The sequence below is a fragment of the Mesorhizobium sp. M1050 genome, assembly GCF_040318715.1.
GTDB lineage: Bacteria > Pseudomonadota > Alphaproteobacteria > Rhizobiales > Rhizobiaceae > Mesorhizobium.
On record NZ_JAMYMV010000044.1, the window covers coordinates 20829 to 43115 of the forward strand.

Genomic DNA, 22287 nt, shown 5'->3' on the forward strand with positions numbered 1-22287 from the left:
CGAGTTGTTGGATCATGTCAGTCTACACCGGCAAGAGGATATCGGCCGAGCCATGATCGCCAAACCCACTGCACTTTGGCCGATATGCATCAAGGCGCCTTCGACAGCATCCAGTTGAGCGTGCCGCGCCAGTCGGTCATACGGATCGGCGTCCCGTGCGTGCCGGTCTCGAAACGGACAAAATGCGTCGGATAGGGATAGGCTTTCGATCTGGCGACGATCGAGCGGAAGAACGCTTCCTGCTTTTCCACGGGGAAAACCACGTCATTGCTGCCCTGGCCGAAGAAGACCGGGACGTGACGCTTGAAGGCGGGGCTTGCCAGGAAACTCTCGTCCCATAGCGAGCCGAGCAGCAGCAGCCCGTTGATGCGCCGGCCGGTATCGTTGCGGGCGGCAAGCTTCCAGCACAGGGCGCCGCCCATCGAGCCACAGGCGACGAAGATCTTCGCGGCTGGCGATTGTTCCGCATAGTGATTGATCAGGGCCGCCACCTGCGCGGCGCCGGTGTCACCGAAATCGGAAAAATCCGGGCTGAGGTAAAGGCCGCCATTGCCGGCCATCAGGTTCTTGAGTCGGTTGAAATTGCCGCCGAAGGTGAAGTCGTCGACGCCTTGCTTGCGGCTGCCGCCCTGCCCATGCAGATAAAGCACGATGATGCCGGCGCCCTCGGTCTTGCCGACGGCAATATGCCTGACATCGCCGGCATCGGTCTTCAAGAGCAGATCCTGCTGCACCTTGCGAACGCCGGTGTCGGTGTATTGGGCGTTCACCCGGCGCTCCGGCACCTGGTCACGCTGGTTGATGTCGCGCATCTCGCGATAGTCCAGAACCATGTAGGCGCCGTTGGTGTTGGACGACAGCGTGGCCGGATAGGCGAAGAGGTCGTCCTTGAAGGGTTTTAGAGATAATGTGTCGGCGTGGGCCGCCGAAGAAAACAAGAAAAGCATTGTTGTAAGGAAAGCGCGGCACGCCCCCCTCTGGCCTGCCGGCCATCTCCCCCTAAAGGGGGGAGATTGGATGCGCCTTCGGCTTTCGCCAATCTCCAAAGTTGCAGATCGAGCACCATCGGCGAAACTGCCGATCTCCCCCCTTGAGGGGGAGATGGCCGGCAGGCCAGAGGGGGGTAAAAGCGCCAACATGGAAGATGAAGTCATCCCTCTGGCATGCGTAATTCGGCTCGGGTTTGTCAATCCTGCAGCACGCCGCCGGCGCCTTCCAGCGCCTCGCGGGTATCGACATCGACAGACGCCGCCGCACCGATCTCGACATCGATGACATCGAGCCCTTCGGTCTCGACTAGATGGCGTGCGCCGGTGTCGCCTTCCAGATGGGCGATCGCCGGAAACAGAGAACGCGGCAAAAGCACCGGGTTGCCGCGCTTGCCATTATGTGTAGCGCGAACCACCGAATTGCCGCCGGCCTTGCGGAAGGCGTCGATCAACCTGTCGAGATCGTGGGACGCGACTCCCGGCATGTCGCCGAGAACGATCATCACACCGGCGGTGTCCTCGGGCAGATAGGCTATGCCGGCCTTCAGCGAGGTGGACAAGCCGTCAGTAAAATCGGGATTGTCGGCGAAGGTCACGTCGAGGCCCGCCAGCGCCGCGCGCACCCGCTCGCGCTGGTGGCCGGTGACGACAATCGTGCTAGACGCCTTCGAGCCGAGCGCCCGCTCGGCGGTGCGTTGCACCAGCGGCTTGCCGTCGAACAACGCCAGCAGCTTGTTGGGTCCGCCCATGCGGCTCGACCGACCAGCCGCCAGAAGCACGATGCCGACCTTGAGCTGGCTTTTCGGCAGCGGTTCGCGCGGCTGTGGGCGTGTCGGGATCTCCATCAGCAGCCCGCCGACCCCCATGCCGGCAATATCTTTGGCGGTCACGTCAAGGCCGGCGCTCAACCGATCCAGAACCCAGTCGAAGCCGTTCTCCTTGGGACTGCGGGCGCAACCGGGCGCGCCGATGACGCGCTTGCCATCGAGTGTGCCGAGCACCAGTAGATTTCCGGGATCGACCGGCATGCCAGCGCGGATGACGGTCCCACCTGCCCTCTCGATCGCCGCCGGAACCACGTCGGCGAAATCGCTCATCGCCGAGGCGCCGAAGATCACCACCATGTCGTTGTCTCGCGCCAGCGAGGCCGCGGCTTCCGCCACCGGTGCGATCTCATGTGGCGTACGGCGCTCCGCCGTCAGCCTGCCGCCCGTGCGCGCCAGCCGCGCCTCGGTGACGCGCAGCGTCTTGTCGAGCACTCCAGGCTTGATGCCCGGCAGAACCGTCTGGATGATGCCGACACGCACCGCCTGGTAGCCATTGACGGCAAAGATCTCGCCGTCGGCACAGATTTTTGTCGCGGCGTCGACCAGCGCCGACCTGACCGCGAACGGAATAATCTTCACCGTCGCGACCATCTGGCCTTTCTCAACCGGCGCATGCTGCGCCAGCGTGGCGATGGTGATGGCCGGATCGATGGCATTGAGGGCGTCAACCATCGCGGCATCGACCGTGAAGATACCCGACGCGTTGGCATGGAGATTGACCCGCCCGGTCGCGGCCGACCTGACCTCGATGCCGCGAAAGGCCATACCCTCGGAGATCGCCTGCGCGGCGGCATCCTCGCTGAGGTCGTCGGCAGCCAGCACAGCCGCAACGACCTCAGAAATACCGGCGGCCCGCAACAGCGCCACGTCTTCGGCGCTCAGCCTGTGCGCCTTGCGGAAGCGCCGTTCACCAGCGGTGGTGGCATGCGCCAGCACCGCGCCTTCAGCCGCCTCGAGCGGGATAGGCCCGAATTTCACGCCGCCGCGCCCGTAGAGCGCCGCGCGTCCTTTTGGACGCGCAAAGGACGCTCTACTACTTTGAATCTACGCATCGTGCTTTTCCAAAATCGATTTCGATTTTGGAGCCGATGCGGAGGCATCGAGACTACGCGTGCGAAAGGCGTGGATAGCTTGCGCCAGCACCGCAACCGCGATCTCGGCCGGACTGGCAGCACCTATGTCGAGCCCGATCGGCGCGTGGATGCGGGCAATCTGGTCGGCGGTCGCGCCGAGCGCCAGCAGGCGTTCGACCCGCTTGGCATGCGTCTTCCTGCTGCCGAGCGCTCCGACATAGAAGCAGTTCGCATCCAGCGCGGCCTTCAGCGCGAAATCATCGATCTTCGGATCATGGGTGACGGCGGCAAGTGCGGTGTAGCTGTCGAGCGGCTGGCGCTTCAGCACATCCTCCGGCCATTCGGCATGGAGCGCCACGTCTGGAAAGCGGTCCGGCGTGGCGAAAGCGGTGCGGGGGTCGATGATCTCCACGGGGTAACCGGCGATTTTCGCCATCGGCGCCAGCGCCTGGCTGATATGAACCGCGCCGATCACCAGGAGACGCGGCTGTGGCAGATGTGCATTGAGAAAGAAGGTTCGTCCTTCGGCCTCGACCGAACCGGAACTGCCGGTGCGGAACGCCTTTGCAATTGCGGCTCCAAGATCGCCGGCGACCTGATCGCCCTCGCGCACGATGCGGTTGCGGCCGTCACCGAGATCGGTGACAAGAATCGCGGCGCGACGGGCGCGTCGTTCGTCGTTAAGCGTCTTCAGCGCATACGGATCCATTCGAGATCAGCCCAGTCTTTCCACGTACACCTTGATGCGGCCGCCGCAGGACAGGCCGACCTGCCAGGCGGTTTCGTCGGCAACACCGAACTCCAGCATCCTGGCCTTGCCGCTGTCGATGACGTCGATAGCCTCGGTCACAACAGCGCCTTCGACGCATCCGCCCGAAACCGAGCCGTGGAAATTGCCGTCTGCGTCGATGACCAGATGGCTGCCCACAGGTCGGGGCGCCGAACCCCAGGTCTCGACCACTGTCGCGATGGCCACGTCCTTGCCGTCGTTCATCCAGCCTTCCGCGATGATCAAGGGGTCACGGGCTTCATCCAGATAAATGCTGTTTTCCATGATCGTTTCTCTGAGAGTCTGTTTTTCCGGATATATGGCTATGCGGCACGTCTCGCGCCAACTTCCATCCATTGGCGCGGGTCGACCGACTGTGCCGACTTCTTGTCAAGCGACGCGCAGAGGTCGGCGAGCGCATCGAGATTGTGCACCGAGCGGAACTCGTCGACATGCGGCAGCATCGCCTTGACGCCGCGGGCGCGCGCCTGGAAGCCGTCGAAACGCAGCAACGGGTTCAGCCAGATCAGCCGTCGGCAGGATTTGTGCAGGCGCTCCATTTCCTCCGACAGTCCGGCGACATCGTCGCGCTCCAGCCCGTCGGTGATCAAAAGCACGACCGCACCCTGCCCCAGCACGCGGCGCGACCATATCTGGTTGAACTCGGCCAGCGTGTCGCCAATGCGGGTGCCGCCCGACCAGTCCCTGACCGCAGTCGAACAATCGGCAAGGGCGGCATCGGGGTCGCGATGGCGCATCTGACGGGTCAGGTTGGTCAGCCGGGTGCCGAAAACGAACGTGTGCACGCGCCGGCGTTTTTCCGTCAGCGCATGCAGGAAATGCAGGAAGATGCGCGTGTACTGGCTCATCGAGCCGGAAATGTCGGCCAGCACAACCAGCGGCGGATGAACTTCGCGAGCTGAGCGGAATTTCGGCAGGATCAGTTCGCCGCCGGTGCGCGCGGCTGAACGCATCATGGCGCGCGGATCGACGCGGCGACCCTGCGCGTCGGCTTTGAAGCGCCGCGTTCGCACCATGTCGAAAGGCAGCCGCAGCTGCGCGATCGCCTTCTTTGCGTCGGCCATCTCGGTCGCGTTCATCTGGGCAAAATCCTTGCCTCGCAGCACCTCGTTGCCGGAAAAAGTGAAGCGGGCGTCGACCTCGATCTCAGGGATTTCCTGAGCTGGCTGGTTCTTCTGGTGGCCTTCGAACATCGCCTGGCTGACGCGGTTTTCGCCTGCGCGGGGCTTCTGCTTTTCCCTGTTGTCAGGCGCCACCGGCGAAAACATCGCCAGCATCTTTTCGATCAGTTCACGCGATTTCCAGAACAGCCGGAAGGCTTCGTCGAAAATGGCGTGATCCTCATGCCTGGACACCAGCACGGCGTGCAGCGTCCAGTAGAAATCGTCACGCGAGCCGATGCCAGCGACGAGAACCGCCTCGATGGCATCCTTGACCGAGGCGGGCCCGACCCGCATGCCGGCCTTGCGAAGAGTGCGGGCGAAATAGACGATGTTGTCGGCGATCCGCCCGTCGACCTTCGCTTGTTTCGGCTCCTGGATCGGCATCGCTTACTCCGCCGCCGAAAGCTCGGCCTTCACCTCGTTGAGGATGCGCCGGCCTTCGCCCTGTTCGATGCGGGCAATGTCGTCCTGGTATTTCAACAGCACGCCGATCGTGTCGGATACGGTTTCAGGATCGAGCGCCACCTTGTCGAGCTCGGTCAGCGCGCCGGCCCAGTCGATGGTTTCGGCGACGCCCGGCACCTTGAACAGCTCGATCTGGCGCAGCTTCTGGATGAAGGAGACCACTTCGGCCGAAAGACGTTGATTGGCCTGCGGCACCTTGCGGCGCACGATTTCCAGCTCGCGCTCGGCATTGGGATAGTCGACCCAATGATAGAGGCAGCGCCGCTTCAGCGCATCGTGGATCTCGCGGGTGCGGTTGGTCGTGATGATGACGATCGGCGGCTCGTCCGCCTTGATGGTGCCGAGTTCAGGCACCGTGACCTGGAAGTCCGACAGGATTTCGAGCAGGAAGGCTTCGAACGCCTCGTCGGTGCGATCGAGCTCGTCGATCAGGAAGACCGGAGCAGCCCCCGCCTTGCCGGTAAGCGCATCGAGCACCGGGCGGCGGATAAGATATTTTTCGGAAAAGACGTTGCGCTCCATGGCGGAGCGCTCGACCTTGCCGACCGCCTCCTCCATGCGGATCTCGATCATCTGGGCGGCGTAGTTCCACTCATAGACGGCGGACGAGACGTCGAGGCCTTCATAGCACTGCAGGCGGATCAGCCGACGGCCGAGCGCCTGCGCCAATACCTTGGCGATTTCGGTCTTGCCGACGCCGGCCTCGCCCTCAAGGAACAGCGGCCGCTTCATGCGCAACGACAGGAACAGTACGGTCGCCAGCGACCGATCCGCCACATAATCCGCGCCGGTCAGGAGATCGAGCGTCTCATCGATCGTCCGCGGCGCGGCGCGCGGTTTCAGCTCGGTCATTCTTTCTCCGTGAACGCCGGCGCTCCGCTTTCCAGAACGTGGTAGCCGCGGGCGTGGTAGATCAACGGCCGCAAATTATCGCCCATCCGCAGGCCTGTCACCTTGCCAAAAAGCACACGATGAGTGGCCAGGTCCTTGGTGTCGATCAATTCGCAGTCGAACACGGCGAGCGCGCCCTTCAGAGTTGGCGCGCCGGTGGAAATCACGTCCCATTCGCCAAGCGCGAAGCGCTCCTCGACCGGCAGGCCGGTGATGCCGGAAAACCCGATCGACAGCGGCTCCTGGTGCGAGGCCAGGGTGTTCAAGGCAAATTTGCCGTTTTTCACGAACGGCTCATTCTTGGGATTTTCACGGTTGAGACAGACCAGAATGGTCGGCGGTGTATCTGACACGGAACAGGCCGCAATCACCGTCGCACCGCGCTTGCCGGCCGGCCCATCGGTGGTGACAACATGGACGTGGCCGGCAAAATGGCTCATGGCGTCGCGGTAGGCCTGCGGCCCAATTTCGTTCTTCTTCAGCACCGTATGTTTTCCATGGTCAGGATCCTACCGACATATATGGCCATACATAGCCTGCCACAAGCGAAGTGCTTGAGCCATATCCCGAAATTCGCGTGTTGCACCAAGGTCGGGCAGGCTTTAGGTCTTGGCGATAAATAGGTGCCAGCAGCATAAGACCGGCACAGAGGACCTCATCGCTCGAATGCGACCCAGGACAAGAACGATAGCGGCGCTGTTCTGGCTGTTTCTGGCCAGTGATGCGAATGCCCAGACGCTGGTGGTCGGCGTCTCAGCGCCTCTCTCTGGACCATCGGCCATTCTCGGCAAGCAGATCGAGGCCGGCACCGGTCAGGCGGCCCTAGCAAACGGCATAGAACTCAAGATCGTGGATGACGCCTGCACTGCGGACGGAGGCGCTGCGGCGGCCAGGGAATTCGTCGCAGCCAAGGTCAATGTCGTGGTCGGATTCCTTTGCACCGAGGCGATCGAGGCGGCGATGCCGATCCTCAGGGATGCCAACATTCCAGTCATTACCGTTGGCGTGCGAACCGAAAGCCTGACCGACCGCCGCGCCAAGACCGGCTGGCCGGTCTTTCGCCTCGGGCCACGCGGCGACGATGAGCGCAACGCCGTCGCCTCCACCCTCACCCATCTGTGGCAAGGCGAGTTGTTCGCGGTCATCGACGACGGCACCATCTATGGCCGCGAAATCGCCGAGACGTTGCGGGCGGCCGCGGAGCAGGCAGCGCTGAAACCGGTATTCGTCGACACGTTCCGGCCGCAGCTCGACAATCAGATCGGCATGATCGGCCGGCTGAAGAAGGCCGGCGCCACGCATGTATTTGCCGGCGGCGACGGCGACGACATAGCCATCATGGGCCGGGATGCCGCACAGCTCCAGGCCGGCATCGTCTTTGCCGGCGGGGAGAACCTCCGCACACCGACCGGCGACGTGCCCTATGCCGTGGGAACATTGATGATCGCACCGCCGGAATGGGCCGATGTCGCCGACCCCAAACTATTGTCGGCCTTTGCCACGCAGAAGGTCGTGCCCGACGGTTATACGCTGCCCGCCTACGCGGCGATCGAGATCGCCAAAACGGCGTCAACCTTGTCCGAGGGCTCGGGCAAGCCACTGACCGAGGCCCTGACCGGACAGGATTTCACCACTGCGATCGGGCAGATCCGCTTTGACGCAAAAGGCGACCTCAGCCAGAGCCCCTACCGCGTCTTCCGATTCGACGGCACGCGCTTTGCGCCTTTGGAAAGCAACTGATGTTTCGCACCGGCCCGCGCAACCTGATCACCGACGTTGCCGGACTGCGCGTCGGCAACGCGTCCGATGCCAAGCTGAAATCCGGCGTTACGACCGTGCTCTGCGACGAACCGACGGTGGCCGGCGTTCAGATCCTGGGCGGTGCGCCGGGCACCCGTGAGACCGACCTGCTCGAACCGCACAATTCGGTCGATGTGGTGCACGCCGTAGTGCTTTCGGGCGGTTCGGCTTTCGGCCTCGACGCTGCATCCGGCGTGCAGGCGGCGCTGCGCGAACGCGGCATCGGCCTGGAGGTCGGAGGCTTTCGCGTGCCGATCGTGCCGTCGGCGATCCTGTTCGACCTGCGCAATGGCGGCGACAAGGATTGGGGCCTTTATCCACCCTACCGCGAGCTTGGCTATGAAGCAGCGCAAAACGCCGCTGCCGATTTCGAGCTCGGCACCATTGGCGCCGGCACCGGTGCGCTGACTTCGGGGCTGAAGGGCGGCCTCGGCTCGGCTTCGACGCTGCTGGACAACGGCATCACCATCGGTGCGCTGGCCGGCGTCAATCCGACCGGGTCGGTGACAACAGGCCGAACCCGCCATTTCTGGGCAGCACCGTTCGAAATCGGCGACGAATTCGGCGGACTTGGTTATCCCTCGCCGATGCCGGACGACGCGAAGCGTATCCTGCTGAAATACCGCGACAAGCACATGGGCAGACAGATGGAGACCGGCGGCAACACCACCATCGCCGTCATCGCCACGGACGCGGTTCTCACCAAGGCTGCCGCAAAGCGCCTGGCAATCTCGGCGCATGACGGCTTCGTGCGCGCCATCTGGCCCACCCACACGCCGGCCGATGGCGACCTGGTATTCGCGCTGGCAACCGGCACGAGCGGCATCGAACTCACCGCCGACGCGGCAATCGACCTCTATGCCGCAGCCGGCGCCACGATGGCGCGCGCCATCAGCCGCGGCGTGTTTGCCGCGACGCCGGCCGAAAACGATCTGTTTCCGGTCTGGTCATCGCGTTTGGGATAAACAGAGGCCCTCGATCATACTCGATCGGACTTTTCTTCCTCGAAGGTCACCGCGACATCGGAATTCGCGGACAGCCACACCTTGTTGCCGTCGACCTCGGCAATCAGGCTCACGGGAACATAATGGTGATGGCCCTTGTGAGTGCCCTGACCGCTATCGGCCTTGGTCAGCTTGATGCGCTGGCCGTCGACCTTGTCGACGGTGCCGACATGCACGCCATCGGCGCCGACGACTTCCATATGTTCACGAATTTTGCTGGTGTCGGTCATGGTGGTTCTCCATTGGGACTGCCGACATTAACAAATGAGGGGCCGATTGGATGCATCGGCTTTCGCACCGCACGACGTTTTGATTTCGTCGTGCTAGGGGATTGAAACGATCACGGGGGTGAAGACCGATGCGAATGCTATTTCTGTTTGCAGTTGCCCTGCTTGCACAGTTTGCGACCTCGATCGCCGCACGTGCCGGCGATGTCGCTGAACTTGAAATCCTCGGCTTCGCCAAGGACGGCAGTGTCTTCGCTTTCGAGGAATACGGCGTGCAGGATGGATCGGGCTTTCCCTATGCCAACCGCTACTACATCGACACCAGCACCGACAGCTTTCTCAAGGGCACGCCGATCCGGGTGCGGCTTGAGGACGAGAATGCCAAGCTCGACGCGGCGCGCCTTCAGGCCCGGCAAAAAGGTGAAGCCATCGTCAGTCAGGCCGAGCTGAGCGCCAACCGCGGCATGACAGCGGGTTTCAACCCGGTGACCGAACTTTCAGCCGATCCGCACCGGATGGCGGTCAACCCGCGCCCGATCTTCTCCCCGGTCGATCAGCCGCTCGAGTTCCGCCTCGATGAGCTGGGCATGAACAACACCGAAGGCTGCCAGAGCCAGGGCGAGATCAACGGTTTTCGCTTGCTGCGTATCGAGGCACAGGATGGTGGCACCACCAAGCTGCTGCACGAGGACAAGGCGGTACCGAAAAGCCGGGGCTGCCCGAACGGCTATCGCATTGGCGCCGTGCAAACCTTTTCAATGGACAGTCTCAGCGCCTATGCGGTGCTGATCGCGGTGCGCCAATACGGCTTCGAGGGGCCGGACTTTCGCTGGATCGCGGTGACCGGCCGCCTGTGACATCCCCTGTTCAAACTGCCAGGCGCAATCGCGCCCTGAATCGCCTTCGCCACGCGATGCCGGAACTTCGCATCGCGTTTTTCGGCGCCTTGTTGTGGGCGGTGACGATGGGTGCCAGCGCGCTCGTCAACTTGTTCTTGGACAACTGGGAGACCCCGGCGAAAATCCGCATTGTCACCCTCCTGTTTGCTGTGGGAGCTGCGCTGGCCTTTCCGATCGGCCTGTTTGCCGCGAAGCTGGTCTCGCAGGGCAGGCGCTGGGAAGTCGCCTTCGCAGCAGCCTTCGTGTGCCTTGCCGCAGCAACGGTCGGCCTGACCTCTGGGTTGTTTGCCCTGCAGTACCGCTCCTACTATGCCGAGTGGCATGCACCTGCCTTCACCCACACCTGGGCCCTCCAGTTCGTCTTCACGACCTTGATTGCGCTCTACCAGTTCGTGGTGCTGGGCATCCGGCTTTATTTTCCGCTTGGTTTCGTGGCCTTGTTTGCCGCGAGCGTCTGGTTTGCGCGCCAGCAGCGTTGAGCATTTTGCTCGCCTCTGTTAGGACGCGGGCAAACCTCTCGATACGTCAGGACTGACCGATGATCCCTCGCTATTCCCGGCCGGAAATGGTCGCCATCTGGTCGCCCGAAACCCGGTTTCGCATCTGGTTCGAAATCGAAGCCTATGCGTGCGATGCGCTGGCCGAACTCGGCGTCATCCCCAGGGAAGCGGCCAAAACCATCTGGGAAAAGGGCAGTGCTGCAAAATTCGATGTCGAGGCGATCGACGAGATCGAGCGCGTCACCAAGCACGACGTCATCGCCTTCCTGACCCATCTTGCCGAATTCGTCGGGCCGGACGCCCGTTTCATCCACCAGGGAATGACCTCGTCGGACGTGCTCGACACCTGCTTTGCCGTGCAGCTTACCCGCGCCAGCGACATCCTGCTCGCCGACATCGATGGCCTGCTCGCAGCGCTCAAGCGCCGTGCGTTCGAGCACAAGGACACCGTCACCATCGGCCGCAGCCACGGCATCCATGCCGAGCCGACCACCTTTGGCGTCAAGCTGGCGCAGGCCTATGCCGAATTCTCGCGCTGCCGCGAGCGCCTGGTGCATGCGCGCGAAGACATTGCCACCTGCGCGATTTCGGGCGCGGTCGGCACCTTCGCCAACATCGACCCCTATGTCGAGGAACATGTGGCGGCAAAGCTCGGCCTGAAGCCCGAGCCGGTCTCGACGCAAGTGATCCCGCGCGACCGCCACGCCATGTTCTTCGCCACGCTAGGTGTCATCGCCTCATCGATTGAGCGGCTGTCGATCGAGATACGGCATCTGCAGCGCACCGAAGTGCTGGAAGCGGAAGAGTATTTTTCGCCGGGCCAGAAAGGCTCCTCGGCAATGCCGCACAAGCGCAACCCGGTGCTGACGGAAAACCTCACCGGCCTTGCCCGCATGGTGCGCTCCATGGCGCTGCCAGCAATGGAGAATGTGGCGCTCTGGCACGAGCGCGATATTTCGCACTCGTCGGTCGAGCGCATGATCGGGCCGGACGCCACGGTGACGCTCGATTTCGCGCTGTCACGGCTGACCAGCGTCGTCGACAAGCTGCTCGTCTATCCCGACAACATGCTGAAGAACATGAACAAGTTCCGCGGTCTCGTGCATTCGCAGCGCGTCATGCTGGCGCTGACGCAGGCCGGCCTGTCGCGCGAAGACTCCTACCGGCTGGTTCAGCGCAACGCTATGAAGGTATGGGAGCAAGGCGCTGATTTTCTTGAAGAACTGCTCGCCGACAAGGAAGTGACCGCAGCGCTGCCGGAAGCTGAAATCCGCGAGAAATTCGACCTCGGCTATCACACCAAGCACGTCGACACGATCTTCAAGCGGGTGTTCGGCGAAGCCTGAGCTTCCTTCTCCCCGTATAGTGACGGGAAGAAAGACGCTCGCCAGATGGCAATCAGGCCTTGCCGGGAACAGTCCTGATGACCGTGCCCCAGGGATCTTCGCGGGTAATCGGGCTGGTCACATTGTCCGAACGCATTTCGACCCAAGCCAGGCCAGACCTGCTTGGATCGCGGCGGCCCGCACCCGAACTCCGCCAGGCGTTGGCGCCGATGTGATGGTGATAGCCGCCGGACGATAGGAACACCGCCTGGCCGCCATATTTGGCCACCGTGTCGAAGCCGAACTCCTGGTTCCACCAGGCCTCGGCGTCTTCCGGTCGGCCGACCCGCAGGTGGACATGGCCGATAATGCTGTTTTCGGGCGCGCCCTGCCAGCCGGCGTCACCCACCGGCACTTCGGCAACGACCGACGGAATGTTCAACCGCTCAGTCGCCATGGCAATCTTGTCGCCATTCCACTTCCAGTCCTGCGGACGGCGGTCGGCATAGATCTCGATGCCGTTGCCTTCGGGATCGGTCAGATACAGCGCTTCGCTGACCAGATGGTCGGAGGCACCCTCGATAGCGATCTTCTCGGCGATGGCATGGTTGATCCAGCGGCCGAGATCGGTGCGGCTGGGCAGCAGGAAGGCCGTGTGGAACAGGCCAGCGCTGCGCGGATCATCCGGCTTGGCAGAAGCATCGGCCTCGATGACCAGCAACGGACGGTTGGCTGCGCCCAGCGTGATCGCGCCGTCGGCACGGCTCAATTCCTGCAAGCCGACGACGCTGCGATAGTAGGCCGCGAGACTTTCAGCGTCGCGCGCTTTCAACCCAACGCGGGCAACGCTGACCGGCGTGGTGGCGGCAAAGGGCAGTTCACTCATCAAATGCTCCGATCGACCGGCCTGCGGTGAAGCTCCCAAGGCAAGAAGCCCCGCACCGCCAATCATCATACGTCGTGTCAGTTCCAAAAGTGAGGGCTTCCGCACACGGCTGTTTCTTTTCCTGGCCACCTTTCGTCCATCGGTATCGTTCACACAAGACGTGAAGAAGCGAACATCCTGTTCACTATTGTGATCAAGAGCGCTGTTCATGACCCGTTGCACGAAGCGACGTGGCTCGCTATTTCAGGCGCCATGAAGGTCAAGGAAGCAGATATTCTCATCGTGCCGGGCTACACCAATTCCGGGCCCGACCATTGGCAGAGCCGCTGGCAATCGAAGCTGTCGACGGCGCGCAGGGTCGAGCAGGCCGAGTGGTCGAAGCCGGTACGCGACGACTGGACAACCAGCGTGGCCAAGGCGGTCAACGAAGCCGAGAAGCCGGTCGTACTGATCGCGCACTCACTCGGCGTGGCCACGGCCGTGCAAGCCATCCCGCAGTTCCGCAAGCCGGTTGCCGGGGCCTTCTTCGTGGCGCCGCCCGATGTCGCCAATCCCGAGATCAGGCCGAGGCACCTGATGACCTTCGGCCCCTACCCGCGCGGGCCGCTGCCCTTTCCGTCCATCGTGATCGCCAGCCGCAACGATCCGTTCTGCGCCTTCGATGTCGCCGAGGACATTGCCGGAGCGTGGGGTTCGCTGTTCGTCGATGCCGGCGCGACCGGTCACCTCAACGCGGATTCGGGCTTTGGTCCCTGGCCCGAAGGCTCGATGACCTTCGCCAAATTCCTGACGGACCTGTAATACGTCGCTGTCAAAGCTTCCGCACGGACCCGCCCGGATAGGCCCGGCTGTGCTTGTGTGAACAATAATTTAATGCACATCGGGGTAAGATCTTCGGTGACGGCACGCTCTGTTCACCTGGAAGATTATTCTCGTGCGCTAAACGGGCAATTTTCCAAGAAAAAAGGCCCTACTTGCGCAAAGATGCTTCACTCGAATTGTTGAGAGGTGTCGCGGCACTCATTGTTCTGAATGGGCACTGTTTGCGTGCTTTTGCGCCGTTGGCGATAGGAGAGGGAGACAAGGCGGCGCAATCGCTCAAGACAAGTCCGGCTTTCATCGCCTTCAATGGCGGCTCCGCCGTCTACTTGTTTTTCGTGCTCTCTTCCTATGTGCTTGTGAAGCGTTATTTTCAGACCCGCGAGGCGCAAGACCTGTGGCTGGGTGCCATAAAGCGTTTGCCTCGTCTGGCTGGACCCGTGCTTGTCGTGGTTCTCTTGTCCTGTGTCCTCTTCAAGCTCGACCTGTATTTCTTCGAGGATGCGGCGGCGGTCACCCAATCTGAGTGGCTCGGCAGATTCGGCAATGCTCCAAAGGTTCTGTCGCGGGAGACAGCGAGTTTCTCCGATGCGTTCCTGCAAGGGGCCTGGCGGACGTTCATTTACGGCGACAAATATTATGACAGCAGCCTGTGGACCATGACGGTCGAGTTCTGGGGCAGCATGCTGACCTTCGCACTCGCCCCGATCGTCTTTTTCTTCCATGGCCGCGGGACGCTGGTATCCTGGTTTTGCATAGCGACAGGCGCATTCCTGACGGTACAAGTCAGCTACTTCTTTTGTGCCTTTCCGGCCAGCCTCCTGCTCTATCCGCTTCTCGCCATGGGATTTCGTCCGAATCCCTGGGTGAGAGGCGCCATGGCGATGATTTCCCTGGCGCTGCTGGGTTATGCGGGGGATGCGGTAGGCATATATCGGCCCTTTGCACTGCTTGAGGCTATGGTGTCCGATGATGTAGGCCTGCGGCAATCCTGCGTGGCCATTCCGGCCAGCATCATGTTGGTCTATGCCGTGCTGAGTACGGATGAGCCGCCGTCATGGTCTTCGGGCAAGGCGGCACGTTTCCTGGGCGATCTGTCCTTCCCACTCTATCTCGTGCATGTACCCGTCATCTGCTCGCTCGGGTCATGGGTCCTGCTGGCCAGCGGCTCCGCCGCGCTCGGCGCCGCCGCCGCCATACTGGGTTCGATCCTCGCGGCATTGCCGCTGATGGCCTTCAACAATTGGTGGGTCCGTGCACTCGGCGTCCTGTTCAACAAATTCAGACGCAGCAGACCAGCCGCGGCGATGACCGCGGCAGCGCGGGCCTGACGACACGATGCTGCAGCGACAATTGGGCTTGTAGCGACAATTGGTCCGTTCGGGTTCAGGACCCGATCGAATCCCTGACGCTGTTGATCAGGGCTTTTGCACCGAGTCCGATCAGCGCGTGTTCCGATCCCATGGCCAGCAGCCGGTAGCCCATCGATACGACACGACCGGCAATTGTCGGGTCGACAACATAGATCGCCGCATATTTGCCGGCCTTGCGGGTGCGCTCGGCGACCGACGCCACTGTCTCCATCATGCTTTCCAGTGTGGAATCGACCGTGGCGCCATTGCTCCAGGCGATCGAGAAATCCGATGGGCCGAGGAAGATGCCGTCGATGCCAGGCGTGTCGAGAATGCCATCGAGCGCATCGAGGGCGGCGCGCGTTTCGACCATGGCGAAGGCCAGCACGCGCTGGTTGGTGTCGCGCAGCCATTCGGCCTGGTCGCCCTTGCCGTGGCGCGGAAAGGCGTAGGTCGGGCCCCAGGAACGCTCGCCGACCGGCGGGTATTTCATGGCGGCGGCGAACAGTTTGGCGTCAGCCACCGAATTCACCATCGGCGCAATGACCGCCTCGGCGCCAAAATCGAGCGCACGGCTCGCCATGTCGAAACGTCCGACCGGAATGCGCACCAGCGCCGGCTTTCCGGCAGCGAGCACCGGCACCAGCCCACGCAGCACGCTATCCTCGTGATGGCCGCCATGCTGCATGTCGAGCGTGACGGCATCAAAGCCCTGCTTGGCGACGATTTCGACGGTCAGGGCATCCGGCACGCCGGACCATGCGGTGAACAGCGTTTCATCGGCTGCAAGACGGGACTTCAGGGACATCTAATCGCTTCCTTGTTAACGACAGCAGTTTCAGCCGGAAACCGCGGCAAAGGCAAAGAAAAACCGCCCGGATGGGCCGGGCGGTCGATTGGTCCAGTCATTCTTTGGTCTGTCGCAGGTTCTCTGTCGCAAAGCCGTTGGCCACTTTTGCGGAACCTGCTTCGGCCGGATCAGGTGTTCTTGATCTCTTCGATCGCCTGCGCCATCAACTCGTCCATGGTGCGGCGGATCTGATGGTCCGACTGGTCTACGCCGGCCGCATCGAAATCCTTGCGGATCTTGCGGAACACGTCGTGATCGCCGGCTTCCTCGATATCGGAAACAACCACTTCCCTGGCATAAGCGTCGGCGTCGGTGCCGGACTTTCCAAGCTTTTCGGCGGCCCACAGGCCGAGCGCCTTGTTGCGGCGCGCCGAGGCCTTGAACCGAAGCTCCTCGTCGAAAGCAAATTTGCGCTCGAAGCCCTCTTCGCGGTCTTTCATGCTGCTCATGGCGTCCCTCCGGGTCAAATTCGATTCGTTGGCGGTGGATATGTGTGTTGCCAAAGCACAAACCAAAAGGTCGCGGGCCGGTCAATACGCTTCGTCGCATGCTGCGCTGCGGCATTTCGGTCCCGAAAGCGGTTGATTGGAAGGATTTGCCGATTGAGCAAACGATGTGATTGGGATAGACCCGGCATTGAACCCTACCGTAAGCCGCACTATTTCAGGCAGACGGACAGGAAATGGCCAATTGCCGCCTGTCCGGAACCCCAGAGAAAAAATCAGATGAAAAATCGCCGCCGCATTTATGAAGGCAAGGCCAAGATCCTCTATGAGGGACCCGAGCCGGGTACGCTCATCCAGTTCTTCAAGGACGACGCCACCGCGTTCAACAAGAAGAAACATGAAGTCGTCGACGGCAAGGGCGTGCTCAACAACCGTATTTCGGAGCACATCTTCAACCACCTCAACCGCATGGGCATCCCGACCCACTTCATCCGCCGGCTCAACATGCGCGAGCAGCTGATCAAGGAAGTCGAGATCATTCCGCTCGAGGTGGTCGTGCGCAACGTCGCCGCCGGTTCGCTGTCCAAGCGCCTCGGTATCGATGAAGGCACCGTTCTGCCGCGCTCGATCATCGAATTCTATTACAAGGCCGACGCGCTCGACGATCCGATGGTGTCGGAAGAGCACATCACCGCGTTCGGCTGGGCGAGCCCGCAGGAGATCGACGACGTCATGGCGCTGGCCATCCGCGTCAACGACTTCCTCTCCGGCCTGTTCATGGGCGTCGGCATCCAGCTCGTCGATTTCAAGATCGAATGCGGCCGTCTGTTCGAGGGCGACATGATGCGCATTGTCGTCGCCGACGAGATTTCGCCGGATTCCTGCCGCCTGTGGGACGTGGCGACGCATGACAAGCTCGACAAGGATCGTTTCCGCCGCGACATGGGCGGCCTCGTCGAAGCCTACCAGGAAGTTGCCCGCCGCCTCGGCATCATGAACGAGAACGAGCCGCCGCGCCCCACCGGCCCGGTGCTTGTCGCCTCGACCGACGGCCTCAAAGGCAAGCCGCACTGAATAGCGGCTTGCAACCCGATAGTCAGAACAGGAGCATGTCCAGCGTGATCAAGGCCCGCATTACCGTCACACTCAAGAACGGCGTGCTTGACCCGCAAGGCAAGGCGATCGAACACGCGCTGTCGGGCCTGGGTTTTGGCGGCGTCGGCGCGGTGCGGCAGGGCAAGGTGTTCGACGTCGAGCTGGCGGAAAGCGACAAGGCCAAAGCCGAGGCGGACCTCAAGGCGATGTGCGATAAGCTGCTGGCGAATACGGTGATTGAGAATTATAGTGTAGCGATTACCTGAGGTTGCGCCGGAGGCACTATGCCGGAAGTCACGAATGAGCTGATGTACGAGCTTCTTAAGCGCGTGCATCATGAAATTGGTGAACTTCGTCAGGATGGTTCCGAGACGAAGCGGGAATTGAATGTGTTGCGGGGTCACATGGTGGCGACGCAAAGCGATATCCATAACATTTATGGCATTCTCGCCCGTCAGGACGAGCGCCTCGAACGCATAGAACGACGCCTCGACTTACGCGAACTCGCCGAAAACCAAAGGCCTTTCGAACCGAAATGAAATCAGCTGTCGTCCTTCTGCCTGGCCTCAACCGCGACCGTGACATGATCGCGGCGCTGACCAAGATTTCGGGAAAGCCGCCGATCACTGTTTGGCAGACCGACACCGAAATCCCCGATGTCGACCTGATCGCCATTCCCGGCGGTTTTTCCTTTGGCGATTATCTGCGCTGCGGCGCGATTGCCGCGCGCATGCCGGTCATGCGGGCGGTGGCCGAAAAGGCAGCCGCGGGCGTGACGGTTATCGGCGTCTGCAACGGTTTCCAGATCCTGGTCGAGGCCGGCCTGCTGCCGGGCGCCTTGATGCGCAACACATCGCTGAAATTCGTCTGCCGGCAAGTGAAGCTTGAGATCACCAACGCCAACACGATGTTCACCCGCCGCTATCGGCCAGGACAGATCATCCGCACGCCGGTTGCGCATCATGACGGCAATTATTTCGCCGACGCCGACACACTCGCCCGTCTCGAAGGCGAAGGCCAGGTGGTGTTCCGCTATGCGGACGGCACCAATCCCAACGGCTCGATCAACGACATTGCCGGCATCATCAACGACCGCGGCAATGTGCTCGGCCTGATGCCGCACCCGGAAAACCTGATCGAAGCAGCCCATGGCGGTACTGACGGCCGTGGACTGTTCGAAAGTGCGCTTGGCATCGCCGCCTGACCTCTTCGAGGCAAGCGTCTTGAAAACATCCGGACATTCCTGTCTCTTTGTCGAGGCAAGTCCAGTTCATGGGGGAGAAAAACGGTCATGAAACTCTATTCGCGGCCGTTGTCGCCCTACTCGTCGATCGTGCGGGCGCTGGCCTACATCAAGGACGTGCCGCTCAAGATCATCGCGCCGCCGCCCGGCTTTCCCATCCCGGAAGGATTTCGCGCCATCTCGCCGATGAACCGGATTCCGGTGCTGATCACCGGCTCTGGCGAAACGATCGTCGAATCGGTGGTCATCGCCGAGTATCTCGAAGAGCGGTTTCCGGAACCGGCTCTGCTGCCGCCCGATTCCAAGGACCGCGCGCTGGTGCGCATGTTCGCCCGCATCACCGATCTCGATGTGCTGACCCCGATGATGAAGCTTTTCGAGCTTCATTCCATGCCGAAGCGAAACAGTGCCGAGATCGACGCCCAGTTCATCCGCCTGCACCACGGGCTGGCAGCGATCGAGGAGCGCATGGCGCACGGGCCCTTCGCGCTCGGTGACGATATCAGTTTCGCCGATGCCTGGCTGACGCCGACGCGGTTCATCTTCAACAATTTCCGCGCCATGACAGGCCGCCGCGACCTGCTCGACGCCTACCCGAAATTCGACGCCTATGAGCAGATCGCCTCGCAGCACCCGGCATTGTCGCGGGTGTGGGGCGAGATGACCGACGGCCAGAAGATATTTCTGTCCGAGCTTGAGATGGGTGCCGCTTGACCAGGAGCAAGGCGATCGCGCTGGTTGCCGCGGCGGCTTTCGCTCTCACATCCTGCCAATCGACCCCGAAGAGCACGCCTGTGCCCTCGGGCAAGAGTGCAGCGCTGCTGGCCATGGAACAGGTGGCGATATCGGCTCATAAATGCTGGATCGCCAGCAAGGACCCAGCCTTCAAACAATATCAGATGGCCAATGAACTGAATTCGTTCAGCGGCACGCCGCGTTTCCTGCTGGTGCCGGCCAAACACTATGGCGGCAAACCGTTGCTGGTCGTTCAGGCGCAAGGCAACTCAAGCCGCGTCGATGTGTTCGGACCGCTGATGAACGATCCGCTCGGCGCGCGCATCGGCTCGGACATCGCCCGCTGGCAAGCCGGCAATCCGGCCTGCGCCGCGACCGCCTAGCCCATGGGCCGCGTCCTGCAGATGACGGGGCTGGTCATTGGCCTGGCCGGGCTCGTCCTGCAGTTCTGCATCAGCATTCCGGCGTCGATGGAGGCAGGCCGCAGCCTGCTCGGCTCCATCGTTTTCGTTTTTAGCTTCTTCACCATCCTGACCAACATCGGTGCGGTGCTGGTGTACGCGTCGCTGCTGTCGCCCGCCGGCTATGCTTGGCTGCCGGCCTTCGCCGGGACGCGCATACGGGCCGGCGTTGCCGTTTCGATCGCGTTGGTCTTCATCATCTACGCCACGGTGCTGGCACAGCTCTGGCAGCCGCAGGGACTGTTCCTGCTCTGCGACGTCCTGCTGCACTATGTGACGCCGGTGCTGTTCGTGTTGTGGTGGCTGACATCAGGCGCCGACGGTCGGACGCGCTGGAGCGACATCTCCTGGTGGGTGCTCTATCCCGTCGCCTATCTGATCTATGCGCTGATGCGGGCGCCGTTTGCAGGCGAGGTGCCCTACCCGTTCCTGGACGTCGCCAGGAACGGCCCGGCCAGCGTTGCCATCTCGGCGGCCGCCATCACCGGACTTTTTCTCGTGCTGTGCGTGGTCGCCGTCCTTGCGGACCATGGCGTTGCGCGCACCCGGCTATTGAGCGTCCGCTAGAGCGGCATGCATTGGCACCTCTGCGACGCCAAGCGATTCCGCTTGGCTGCAAAATGCCTTGGCTTTCAGTCCCAGAAGGGTCTGATACCCTCGCGGTGGGCATCGCAGCGCGAGAGCCCGATATCCTTGAGTTGGTCATCGGTCATTTCCAGAAGCGCCAGCCTGCTGCGCCGACGCTCCAGCAGATGGCCGATCCATCTCGCCAGCGACCTGACCAAGCGCACCAGACGGGTGACAAAGCCACTTTGGCTCGGTGGGCGTGCCGATTGACCTGATAGCTCGACTCTCGAAGAGCGGATTGTAGCGATTGTGCTCATTTTCTTTCGACCCGAATTCCAAATTGCACCCTTTTTGGTGCAACTCCGATATGTATTGACTCACAATTCGGTGCAATATAGAGAATTGTCACCATGACAAATTGGCTTCCAGATCTCACTGACGGCTCCGGCCCGCTGTATCAGCGCCTGGCGGATTCAATCGAAACGGATATCGATCGGGGTGTGATCGAAGCCGGAGCAAAGCTGCCGCCGCAACGCGACCTCGCCTACGACATCGGCACTACGGTCGGCACGGTCGGCCGGGCCTATCAATTGCTGCGCGAGCGCGGCCTAGTAAGCGGCGAAGTCGGGCGTGGAACCTATGTACTCGGTCAGCGCGCCGACGGCGCGAAACCGAACCTGCCGGCGCCGGTCACCAGTGGCGAAGGCACTCGCCATATCGATGCACCGCGCGGCAAATTGCGTTTCGACAGCACGGCAGCGCCAGACATCGGCCAGGGCGCTGATATCGCCGATATCCTGTCGCGCACGACGCAGGACCACCCGCATGAGATTTCAAGCTATACCAGGGATTTCCCCGACCGCTGGTTCGAAGCCGGCGCCCGCTGGCTATCGCGCAATTCGTTCAGACCTAATGGCGAGACCATCGTCCCCACACTCGGCACCCACGCCGCGGTGATGGCGGCGATCGCGGCGCTCACCACCCCTGGCGACTATGTCGCCTTCGAGCACCTCACCTACTCGCAGATTTCCCGTAGCGCCGGCCTGATCGGCCGACGCACCGCACTGGTGGCATCGGACGACCAAGGTATCGACCCCCAGGATTTCGAGCGCGTCTGCGCGCAAAAGCATCCCAGGATGATCTTCCTGATGCCGACGGCGCAGAATCCCACGCTGGCGACCTTGTCGGCGGCGCGCCGCGAGGCAATCGCGCGTGTCGCGCGCGAATACAATGTCATCCTCATCGAGGACGACCTCTACGGCAATTTGACCGACGATCCGACACCGTTGCTGGCCGAATACGCGCCAGAACGCACCATTGTGGCGGGTGGCCTGTCCAAGTCGGTCGCGGCCGGTGTGCGCGGCGGCTGGCTTTCCTGCCCGCCTGCCTATCGCCATCGCATCCGCGTCGCCCACAAGATGATGACCGGCGGCATGCCTTTCCTGCTGGCCGAGGTGAATACAAGGCTGGTGCTGTCTGGCCAGGCGGACGAGATACGCAAGCGCAGCATCGGCGAAATCCGCGCCCGCATCGGAATCGTGCGAGAGACTTTGGCCGGCTTCGCGTTCAAGGCACACGACAGGGTGCCTTTTGTCTGGATGACCCTACCCGATCCCTGGCTTTCCGGCACCTTCAAGAACGCCTGCCTCGAACATGGCGTGCTGATCGACGACGAGGACGAGTTCAAGGCCGGCCGTTCCGAGCAGGTTTTCCACGGCGTCCGCTTCGGCATTTCGCAGCCACGGCAGCGCAAGGACATCGCCGAGGGTGTCGCGGTGATCCGGCGACTTCTCGATGAAGGCCGTGCCGGCTACGACAGCTTCTCCTGACGCCCTGTGGTTTTGTCCGGTTTTCCGTCGTTTTCGTCGAACCATGGGTGT

At 62.1% G+C, this 22287-nt stretch carries 27 protein-coding genes; 15 read left to right on the forward strand and 12 right to left on the reverse strand.

The features are described 5' to 3' along the window. Positions 1-89: 89 nt before the first annotated feature. From NKH57_RS22105 to NKH57_RS22135, 7 genes are all read right to left on the reverse strand, one after another. Positions 90-947, reverse strand: coding sequence for an alpha/beta hydrolase (locus tag NKH57_RS22105; RefSeq protein ID WP_352947294.1), 858 nt, complete (start codon positions 945-947; stop codon positions 90-92). A gap of 239 nt (positions 948-1186) precedes the next feature. After that, entirely contained in the window at positions 1187-2794 is a 1608-nt protein-coding gene (locus NKH57_RS22110; RefSeq protein ID WP_352947296.1) for an NTP transferase domain-containing protein, read from the reverse strand. A 66-nt stretch (positions 2795-2860) separates the two neighbouring features. Next, complete coding sequence (locus tag NKH57_RS22115; RefSeq protein WP_352947298.1) at positions 2861-3598, reverse strand: XdhC family protein; 738 nt, start codon at positions 3596-3598, stop codon at positions 2861-2863. Between the two features lie 6 nt (positions 3599-3604). Beyond that, on the reverse strand, positions 3605-3943 hold the full coding sequence (locus NKH57_RS22120; protein WP_023759503.1) for an XdhC family protein: 339 nt from the start codon (positions 3941-3943) through the stop codon (positions 3605-3607). Between the two features lie 38 nt (positions 3944-3981). Then, positions 3982-5226, reverse strand: a complete 1245-nt coding sequence (locus NKH57_RS22125) for a vWA domain-containing protein (RefSeq protein WP_352947301.1) — start codon at positions 5224-5226, stop codon at positions 3982-3984. 3 nt (positions 5227-5229) lie between these two features. Then, positions 5230-6159 (reverse strand): AAA family ATPase, encoded by a 930-nt coding sequence (locus tag NKH57_RS22130; RefSeq protein WP_352602640.1) that lies wholly within the window; start codon positions 6157-6159, stop codon positions 5230-5232. Further along, positions 6156-6683 carry a flavin reductase gene (locus NKH57_RS22135; protein ID WP_023759506.1) on the reverse strand — a complete coding sequence of 176 codons (528 nt, stop codon included), beginning with the start codon at positions 6681-6683 and terminating at the stop codon, positions 6156-6158. The genes NKH57_RS22130 and NKH57_RS22135 overlap by 4 nt, the downstream gene beginning before the upstream one ends. Before the next feature lie 181 nt (positions 6684-6864). Between NKH57_RS22135 and NKH57_RS22140 the strand changes: the two genes are divergently transcribed. Both NKH57_RS22140 and NKH57_RS22145 read left to right on the forward strand, forming a co-directional pair. After that, positions 6865-7938: a branched-chain amino acid ABC transporter substrate-binding protein gene (locus tag NKH57_RS22140; protein WP_352602643.1), complete on the forward strand. Its 1074-nt coding sequence runs from the start codon at positions 6865-6867 to the stop codon at positions 7936-7938. Next, the gene (locus NKH57_RS22145; protein WP_352947306.1) at positions 7938-8963 is read left to right on the forward strand and encodes a P1 family peptidase; all 1026 of its coding nucleotides are present in this window, start codon (positions 7938-7940) and stop codon (positions 8961-8963) included. The genes NKH57_RS22140 and NKH57_RS22145 overlap by 1 nt, the downstream gene beginning before the upstream one ends. Before the next feature lie 14 nt (positions 8964-8977). Here NKH57_RS22145 and NKH57_RS22150 read toward each other — a convergent pair whose 3' ends face one another. Beyond that, positions 8978-9232 (reverse strand): DUF2171 domain-containing protein, encoded by a 255-nt coding sequence (locus NKH57_RS22150; protein WP_352602647.1) that lies wholly within the window; start codon positions 9230-9232, stop codon positions 8978-8980. Positions 9233-9360: 128 nt separating this feature from the next. On the opposite strand from NKH57_RS22150, the gene NKH57_RS22155 reads away from it, so the two are divergent. From NKH57_RS22155 to purB, 3 genes are read left to right on the forward strand one after another with little or no spacing between them, the layout of a single operon-like run. Next, entirely contained in the window at positions 9361-10086 is a 726-nt protein-coding gene (locus tag NKH57_RS22155; RefSeq protein ID WP_352947308.1) for a DUF2259 domain-containing protein, read from the forward strand. 56 nt (positions 10087-10142) lie between these two features. Beyond that, entirely contained in the window at positions 10143-10607 is a 465-nt protein-coding gene (locus tag NKH57_RS22160; protein WP_352834049.1) for a hypothetical protein, read from the forward strand. Between the two features lie 59 nt (positions 10608-10666). Beyond that, entirely contained in the window at positions 10667-11974 is a 1308-nt protein-coding gene (gene purB / locus NKH57_RS22165) for an adenylosuccinate lyase (protein ID WP_352834046.1), read from the forward strand. Positions 11975-12026: 52 nt separating this feature from the next. On the opposite strand, the gene NKH57_RS22170 is transcribed toward purB, so the two are convergent. Beyond that, entirely contained in the window at positions 12027-12839 is an 813-nt protein-coding gene (locus tag NKH57_RS22170) for a VOC family protein (protein WP_352947312.1), read from the reverse strand. Positions 12840-13091: 252 nt separating this feature from the next. On the opposite strand from NKH57_RS22170, the gene NKH57_RS22175 reads away from it, so the two are divergent. Continuing rightward, a complete protein-coding gene (locus NKH57_RS22175) occupies positions 13092-13640 on the forward strand; it encodes an RBBP9/YdeN family alpha/beta hydrolase (RefSeq protein WP_352947314.1) in 549 nt (182 codons plus the stop codon). A 242-nt stretch (positions 13641-13882) separates the two neighbouring features. Further along, entirely contained in the window at positions 13883-14989 is a 1107-nt protein-coding gene (locus NKH57_RS22180; protein ID WP_502907328.1) for an acyltransferase family protein, read from the forward strand. 55 nt (positions 14990-15044) lie between these two features. Here NKH57_RS22180 and NKH57_RS22185 read toward each other — a convergent pair whose 3' ends face one another. Together NKH57_RS22185 and NKH57_RS22190 are read right to left on the reverse strand one after the other, a co-directional pair. Continuing rightward, entirely contained in the window at positions 15045-15818 is a 774-nt protein-coding gene (locus NKH57_RS22185) for an HpcH/HpaI aldolase family protein (protein WP_023759517.1), read from the reverse strand. Positions 15819-15988: 170 nt separating this feature from the next. Beyond that, positions 15989-16309 (reverse strand): DUF1476 domain-containing protein, encoded by a 321-nt coding sequence (locus tag NKH57_RS22190; protein ID WP_023759518.1) that lies wholly within the window; start codon positions 16307-16309, stop codon positions 15989-15991. Between the two features lie 276 nt (positions 16310-16585). On the opposite strand from NKH57_RS22190, the gene purC reads away from it, so the two are divergent. The 7 genes from purC (at position 16586) to NKH57_RS22225 (ending at position 20407) form a co-directional block, all read left to right on the forward strand. Continuing rightward, positions 16586-17380: a phosphoribosylaminoimidazolesuccinocarboxamide synthase gene (purC, locus tag NKH57_RS22195; protein ID WP_023759520.1), complete on the forward strand. Its 795-nt coding sequence runs from the start codon at positions 16586-16588 to the stop codon at positions 17378-17380. Between the two features lie 44 nt (positions 17381-17424). Next, the gene (gene purS / locus NKH57_RS22200) at positions 17425-17667 is read left to right on the forward strand and encodes a phosphoribosylformylglycinamidine synthase subunit PurS (protein ID WP_023759521.1); all 243 of its coding nucleotides are present in this window, start codon (positions 17425-17427) and stop codon (positions 17665-17667) included. An 18-nt stretch (positions 17668-17685) separates the two neighbouring features. Then, positions 17686-17940 carry a hypothetical protein gene (locus NKH57_RS22205; RefSeq protein ID WP_352947318.1) on the forward strand — a complete coding sequence of 85 codons (255 nt, stop codon included), beginning with the start codon at positions 17686-17688 and terminating at the stop codon, positions 17938-17940. Further along, positions 17937-18605, forward strand: a complete 669-nt coding sequence (purQ, locus tag NKH57_RS22210; RefSeq protein ID WP_352947321.1) for a phosphoribosylformylglycinamidine synthase subunit PurQ — start codon at positions 17937-17939, stop codon at positions 18603-18605. Before NKH57_RS22205 ends, purQ begins: the two co-directional genes overlap by 4 nt. Before the next feature lie 87 nt (positions 18606-18692). Continuing rightward, the gene (locus tag NKH57_RS22215; protein ID WP_352602663.1) at positions 18693-19358 is read left to right on the forward strand and encodes a glutathione S-transferase family protein; all 666 of its coding nucleotides are present in this window, start codon (positions 18693-18695) and stop codon (positions 19356-19358) included. Next, positions 19355-19762, forward strand: a complete 408-nt coding sequence (locus NKH57_RS22220; RefSeq protein ID WP_023759525.1) for a hypothetical protein — start codon at positions 19355-19357, stop codon at positions 19760-19762. The genes NKH57_RS22215 and NKH57_RS22220 overlap by 4 nt, the downstream gene beginning before the upstream one ends. 3 nt (positions 19763-19765) lie before the next feature. Beyond that, the gene (locus NKH57_RS22225; protein WP_352947324.1) at positions 19766-20407 is read left to right on the forward strand and encodes a Pr6Pr family membrane protein; all 642 of its coding nucleotides are present in this window, start codon (positions 19766-19768) and stop codon (positions 20405-20407) included. A 65-nt stretch (positions 20408-20472) separates the two neighbouring features. On the opposite strand, the gene NKH57_RS22230 is transcribed toward NKH57_RS22225, so the two are convergent. Next, positions 20473-20724, reverse strand: a complete 252-nt coding sequence (locus NKH57_RS22230) for a DUF1127 domain-containing protein (protein WP_352947327.1) — start codon at positions 20722-20724, stop codon at positions 20473-20475. Positions 20725-20817: 93 nt separating this feature from the next. Between NKH57_RS22230 and NKH57_RS22235 the strand changes: the two genes are divergently transcribed. Further along, complete coding sequence (locus NKH57_RS22235) at positions 20818-22236, forward strand: aminotransferase-like domain-containing protein (RefSeq protein ID WP_352947329.1); 1419 nt, start codon at positions 20818-20820, stop codon at positions 22234-22236. Positions 22237-22287: the final 51 nt, after the last annotated feature.

What these genes read in the sequence shown, in the direction of transcription:
- NKH57_RS22150 (WP_352602647.1), bottom strand. Translation starts at nt 9,232, where the DNA reads ATGACCGACACCAGCAAAATTCGTGAACATATGGAAGTCGTCGGCGCC.
- NKH57_RS22225 (WP_352947324.1), top strand. Translation starts at nt 19,766, where the DNA reads ATGGGCCGCGTCCTGCAGATGACGGGGCTGGTCATTGGCCTGGCCGGG.
- NKH57_RS22115 (WP_352947298.1), bottom strand. Translation starts at nt 3,598, where the DNA reads ATGGATCCGTATGCGCTGAAGACGCTTAACGACGAACGACGCGCCCGT.
- purC (WP_023759520.1), top strand. Translation starts at nt 16,586, where the DNA reads ATGAAAAATCGCCGCCGCATTTATGAAGGCAAGGCCAAGATCCTCTAT.
- NKH57_RS22145 (WP_352947306.1), top strand. Translation starts at nt 7,938, where the DNA reads ATGTTTCGCACCGGCCCGCGCAACCTGATCACCGACGTTGCCGGACTG.
- purB (WP_352834046.1), top strand. Translation starts at nt 10,667, where the DNA reads ATGATCCCTCGCTATTCCCGGCCGGAAATGGTCGCCATCTGGTCGCCC.
- NKH57_RS22175 (WP_352947314.1), top strand. Translation starts at nt 13,092, where the DNA reads ATGAAGGTCAAGGAAGCAGATATTCTCATCGTGCCGGGCTACACCAAT.
- NKH57_RS22105 (WP_352947294.1), bottom strand. Translation starts at nt 947, where the DNA reads ATGCTTTTCTTGTTTTCTTCGGCGGCCCACGCCGACACATTATCTCTA.
- NKH57_RS22190 (WP_023759518.1), bottom strand. Translation starts at nt 16,309, where the DNA reads ATGAGCAGCATGAAAGACCGCGAAGAGGGCTTCGAGCGCAAATTTGCT.
- purQ (WP_352947321.1), top strand. Translation starts at nt 17,937, where the DNA reads ATGAAATCAGCTGTCGTCCTTCTGCCTGGCCTCAACCGCGACCGTGAC.
- NKH57_RS22185 (WP_023759517.1), bottom strand. Translation starts at nt 15,818, where the DNA reads ATGTCCCTGAAGTCCCGTCTTGCAGCCGATGAAACGCTGTTCACCGCA.
- NKH57_RS22160 (WP_352834049.1), top strand. Translation starts at nt 10,143, where the DNA reads ATGCCGGAACTTCGCATCGCGTTTTTCGGCGCCTTGTTGTGGGCGGTG.
- NKH57_RS22125 (WP_352947301.1), bottom strand. Translation starts at nt 5,226, where the DNA reads ATGCCGATCCAGGAGCCGAAACAAGCGAAGGTCGACGGGCGGATCGCC.
- NKH57_RS22170 (WP_352947312.1), bottom strand. Translation starts at nt 12,839, where the DNA reads ATGAGTGAACTGCCCTTTGCCGCCACCACGCCGGTCAGCGTTGCCCGC.
- NKH57_RS22120 (WP_023759503.1), bottom strand. Translation starts at nt 3,943, where the DNA reads ATGGAAAACAGCATTTATCTGGATGAAGCCCGTGACCCCTTGATCATC.
- NKH57_RS22215 (WP_352602663.1), top strand. Translation starts at nt 18,693, where the DNA reads ATGAAACTCTATTCGCGGCCGTTGTCGCCCTACTCGTCGATCGTGCGG.
- NKH57_RS22205 (WP_352947318.1), top strand. Translation starts at nt 17,686, where the DNA reads ATGCCGGAAGTCACGAATGAGCTGATGTACGAGCTTCTTAAGCGCGTG.
- NKH57_RS22235 (WP_352947329.1), top strand. Translation starts at nt 20,818, where the DNA reads ATGACAAATTGGCTTCCAGATCTCACTGACGGCTCCGGCCCGCTGTAT.
- NKH57_RS22130 (WP_352602640.1), bottom strand. Translation starts at nt 6,159, where the DNA reads ATGACCGAGCTGAAACCGCGCGCCGCGCCGCGGACGATCGATGAGACG.
- NKH57_RS22230 (WP_352947327.1), bottom strand. Translation starts at nt 20,724, where the DNA reads ATGAGCACAATCGCTACAATCCGCTCTTCGAGAGTCGAGCTATCAGGT.
- NKH57_RS22140 (WP_352602643.1), top strand. Translation starts at nt 6,865, where the DNA reads ATGCGACCCAGGACAAGAACGATAGCGGCGCTGTTCTGGCTGTTTCTG.
- NKH57_RS22155 (WP_352947308.1), top strand. Translation starts at nt 9,361, where the DNA reads ATGCGAATGCTATTTCTGTTTGCAGTTGCCCTGCTTGCACAGTTTGCG.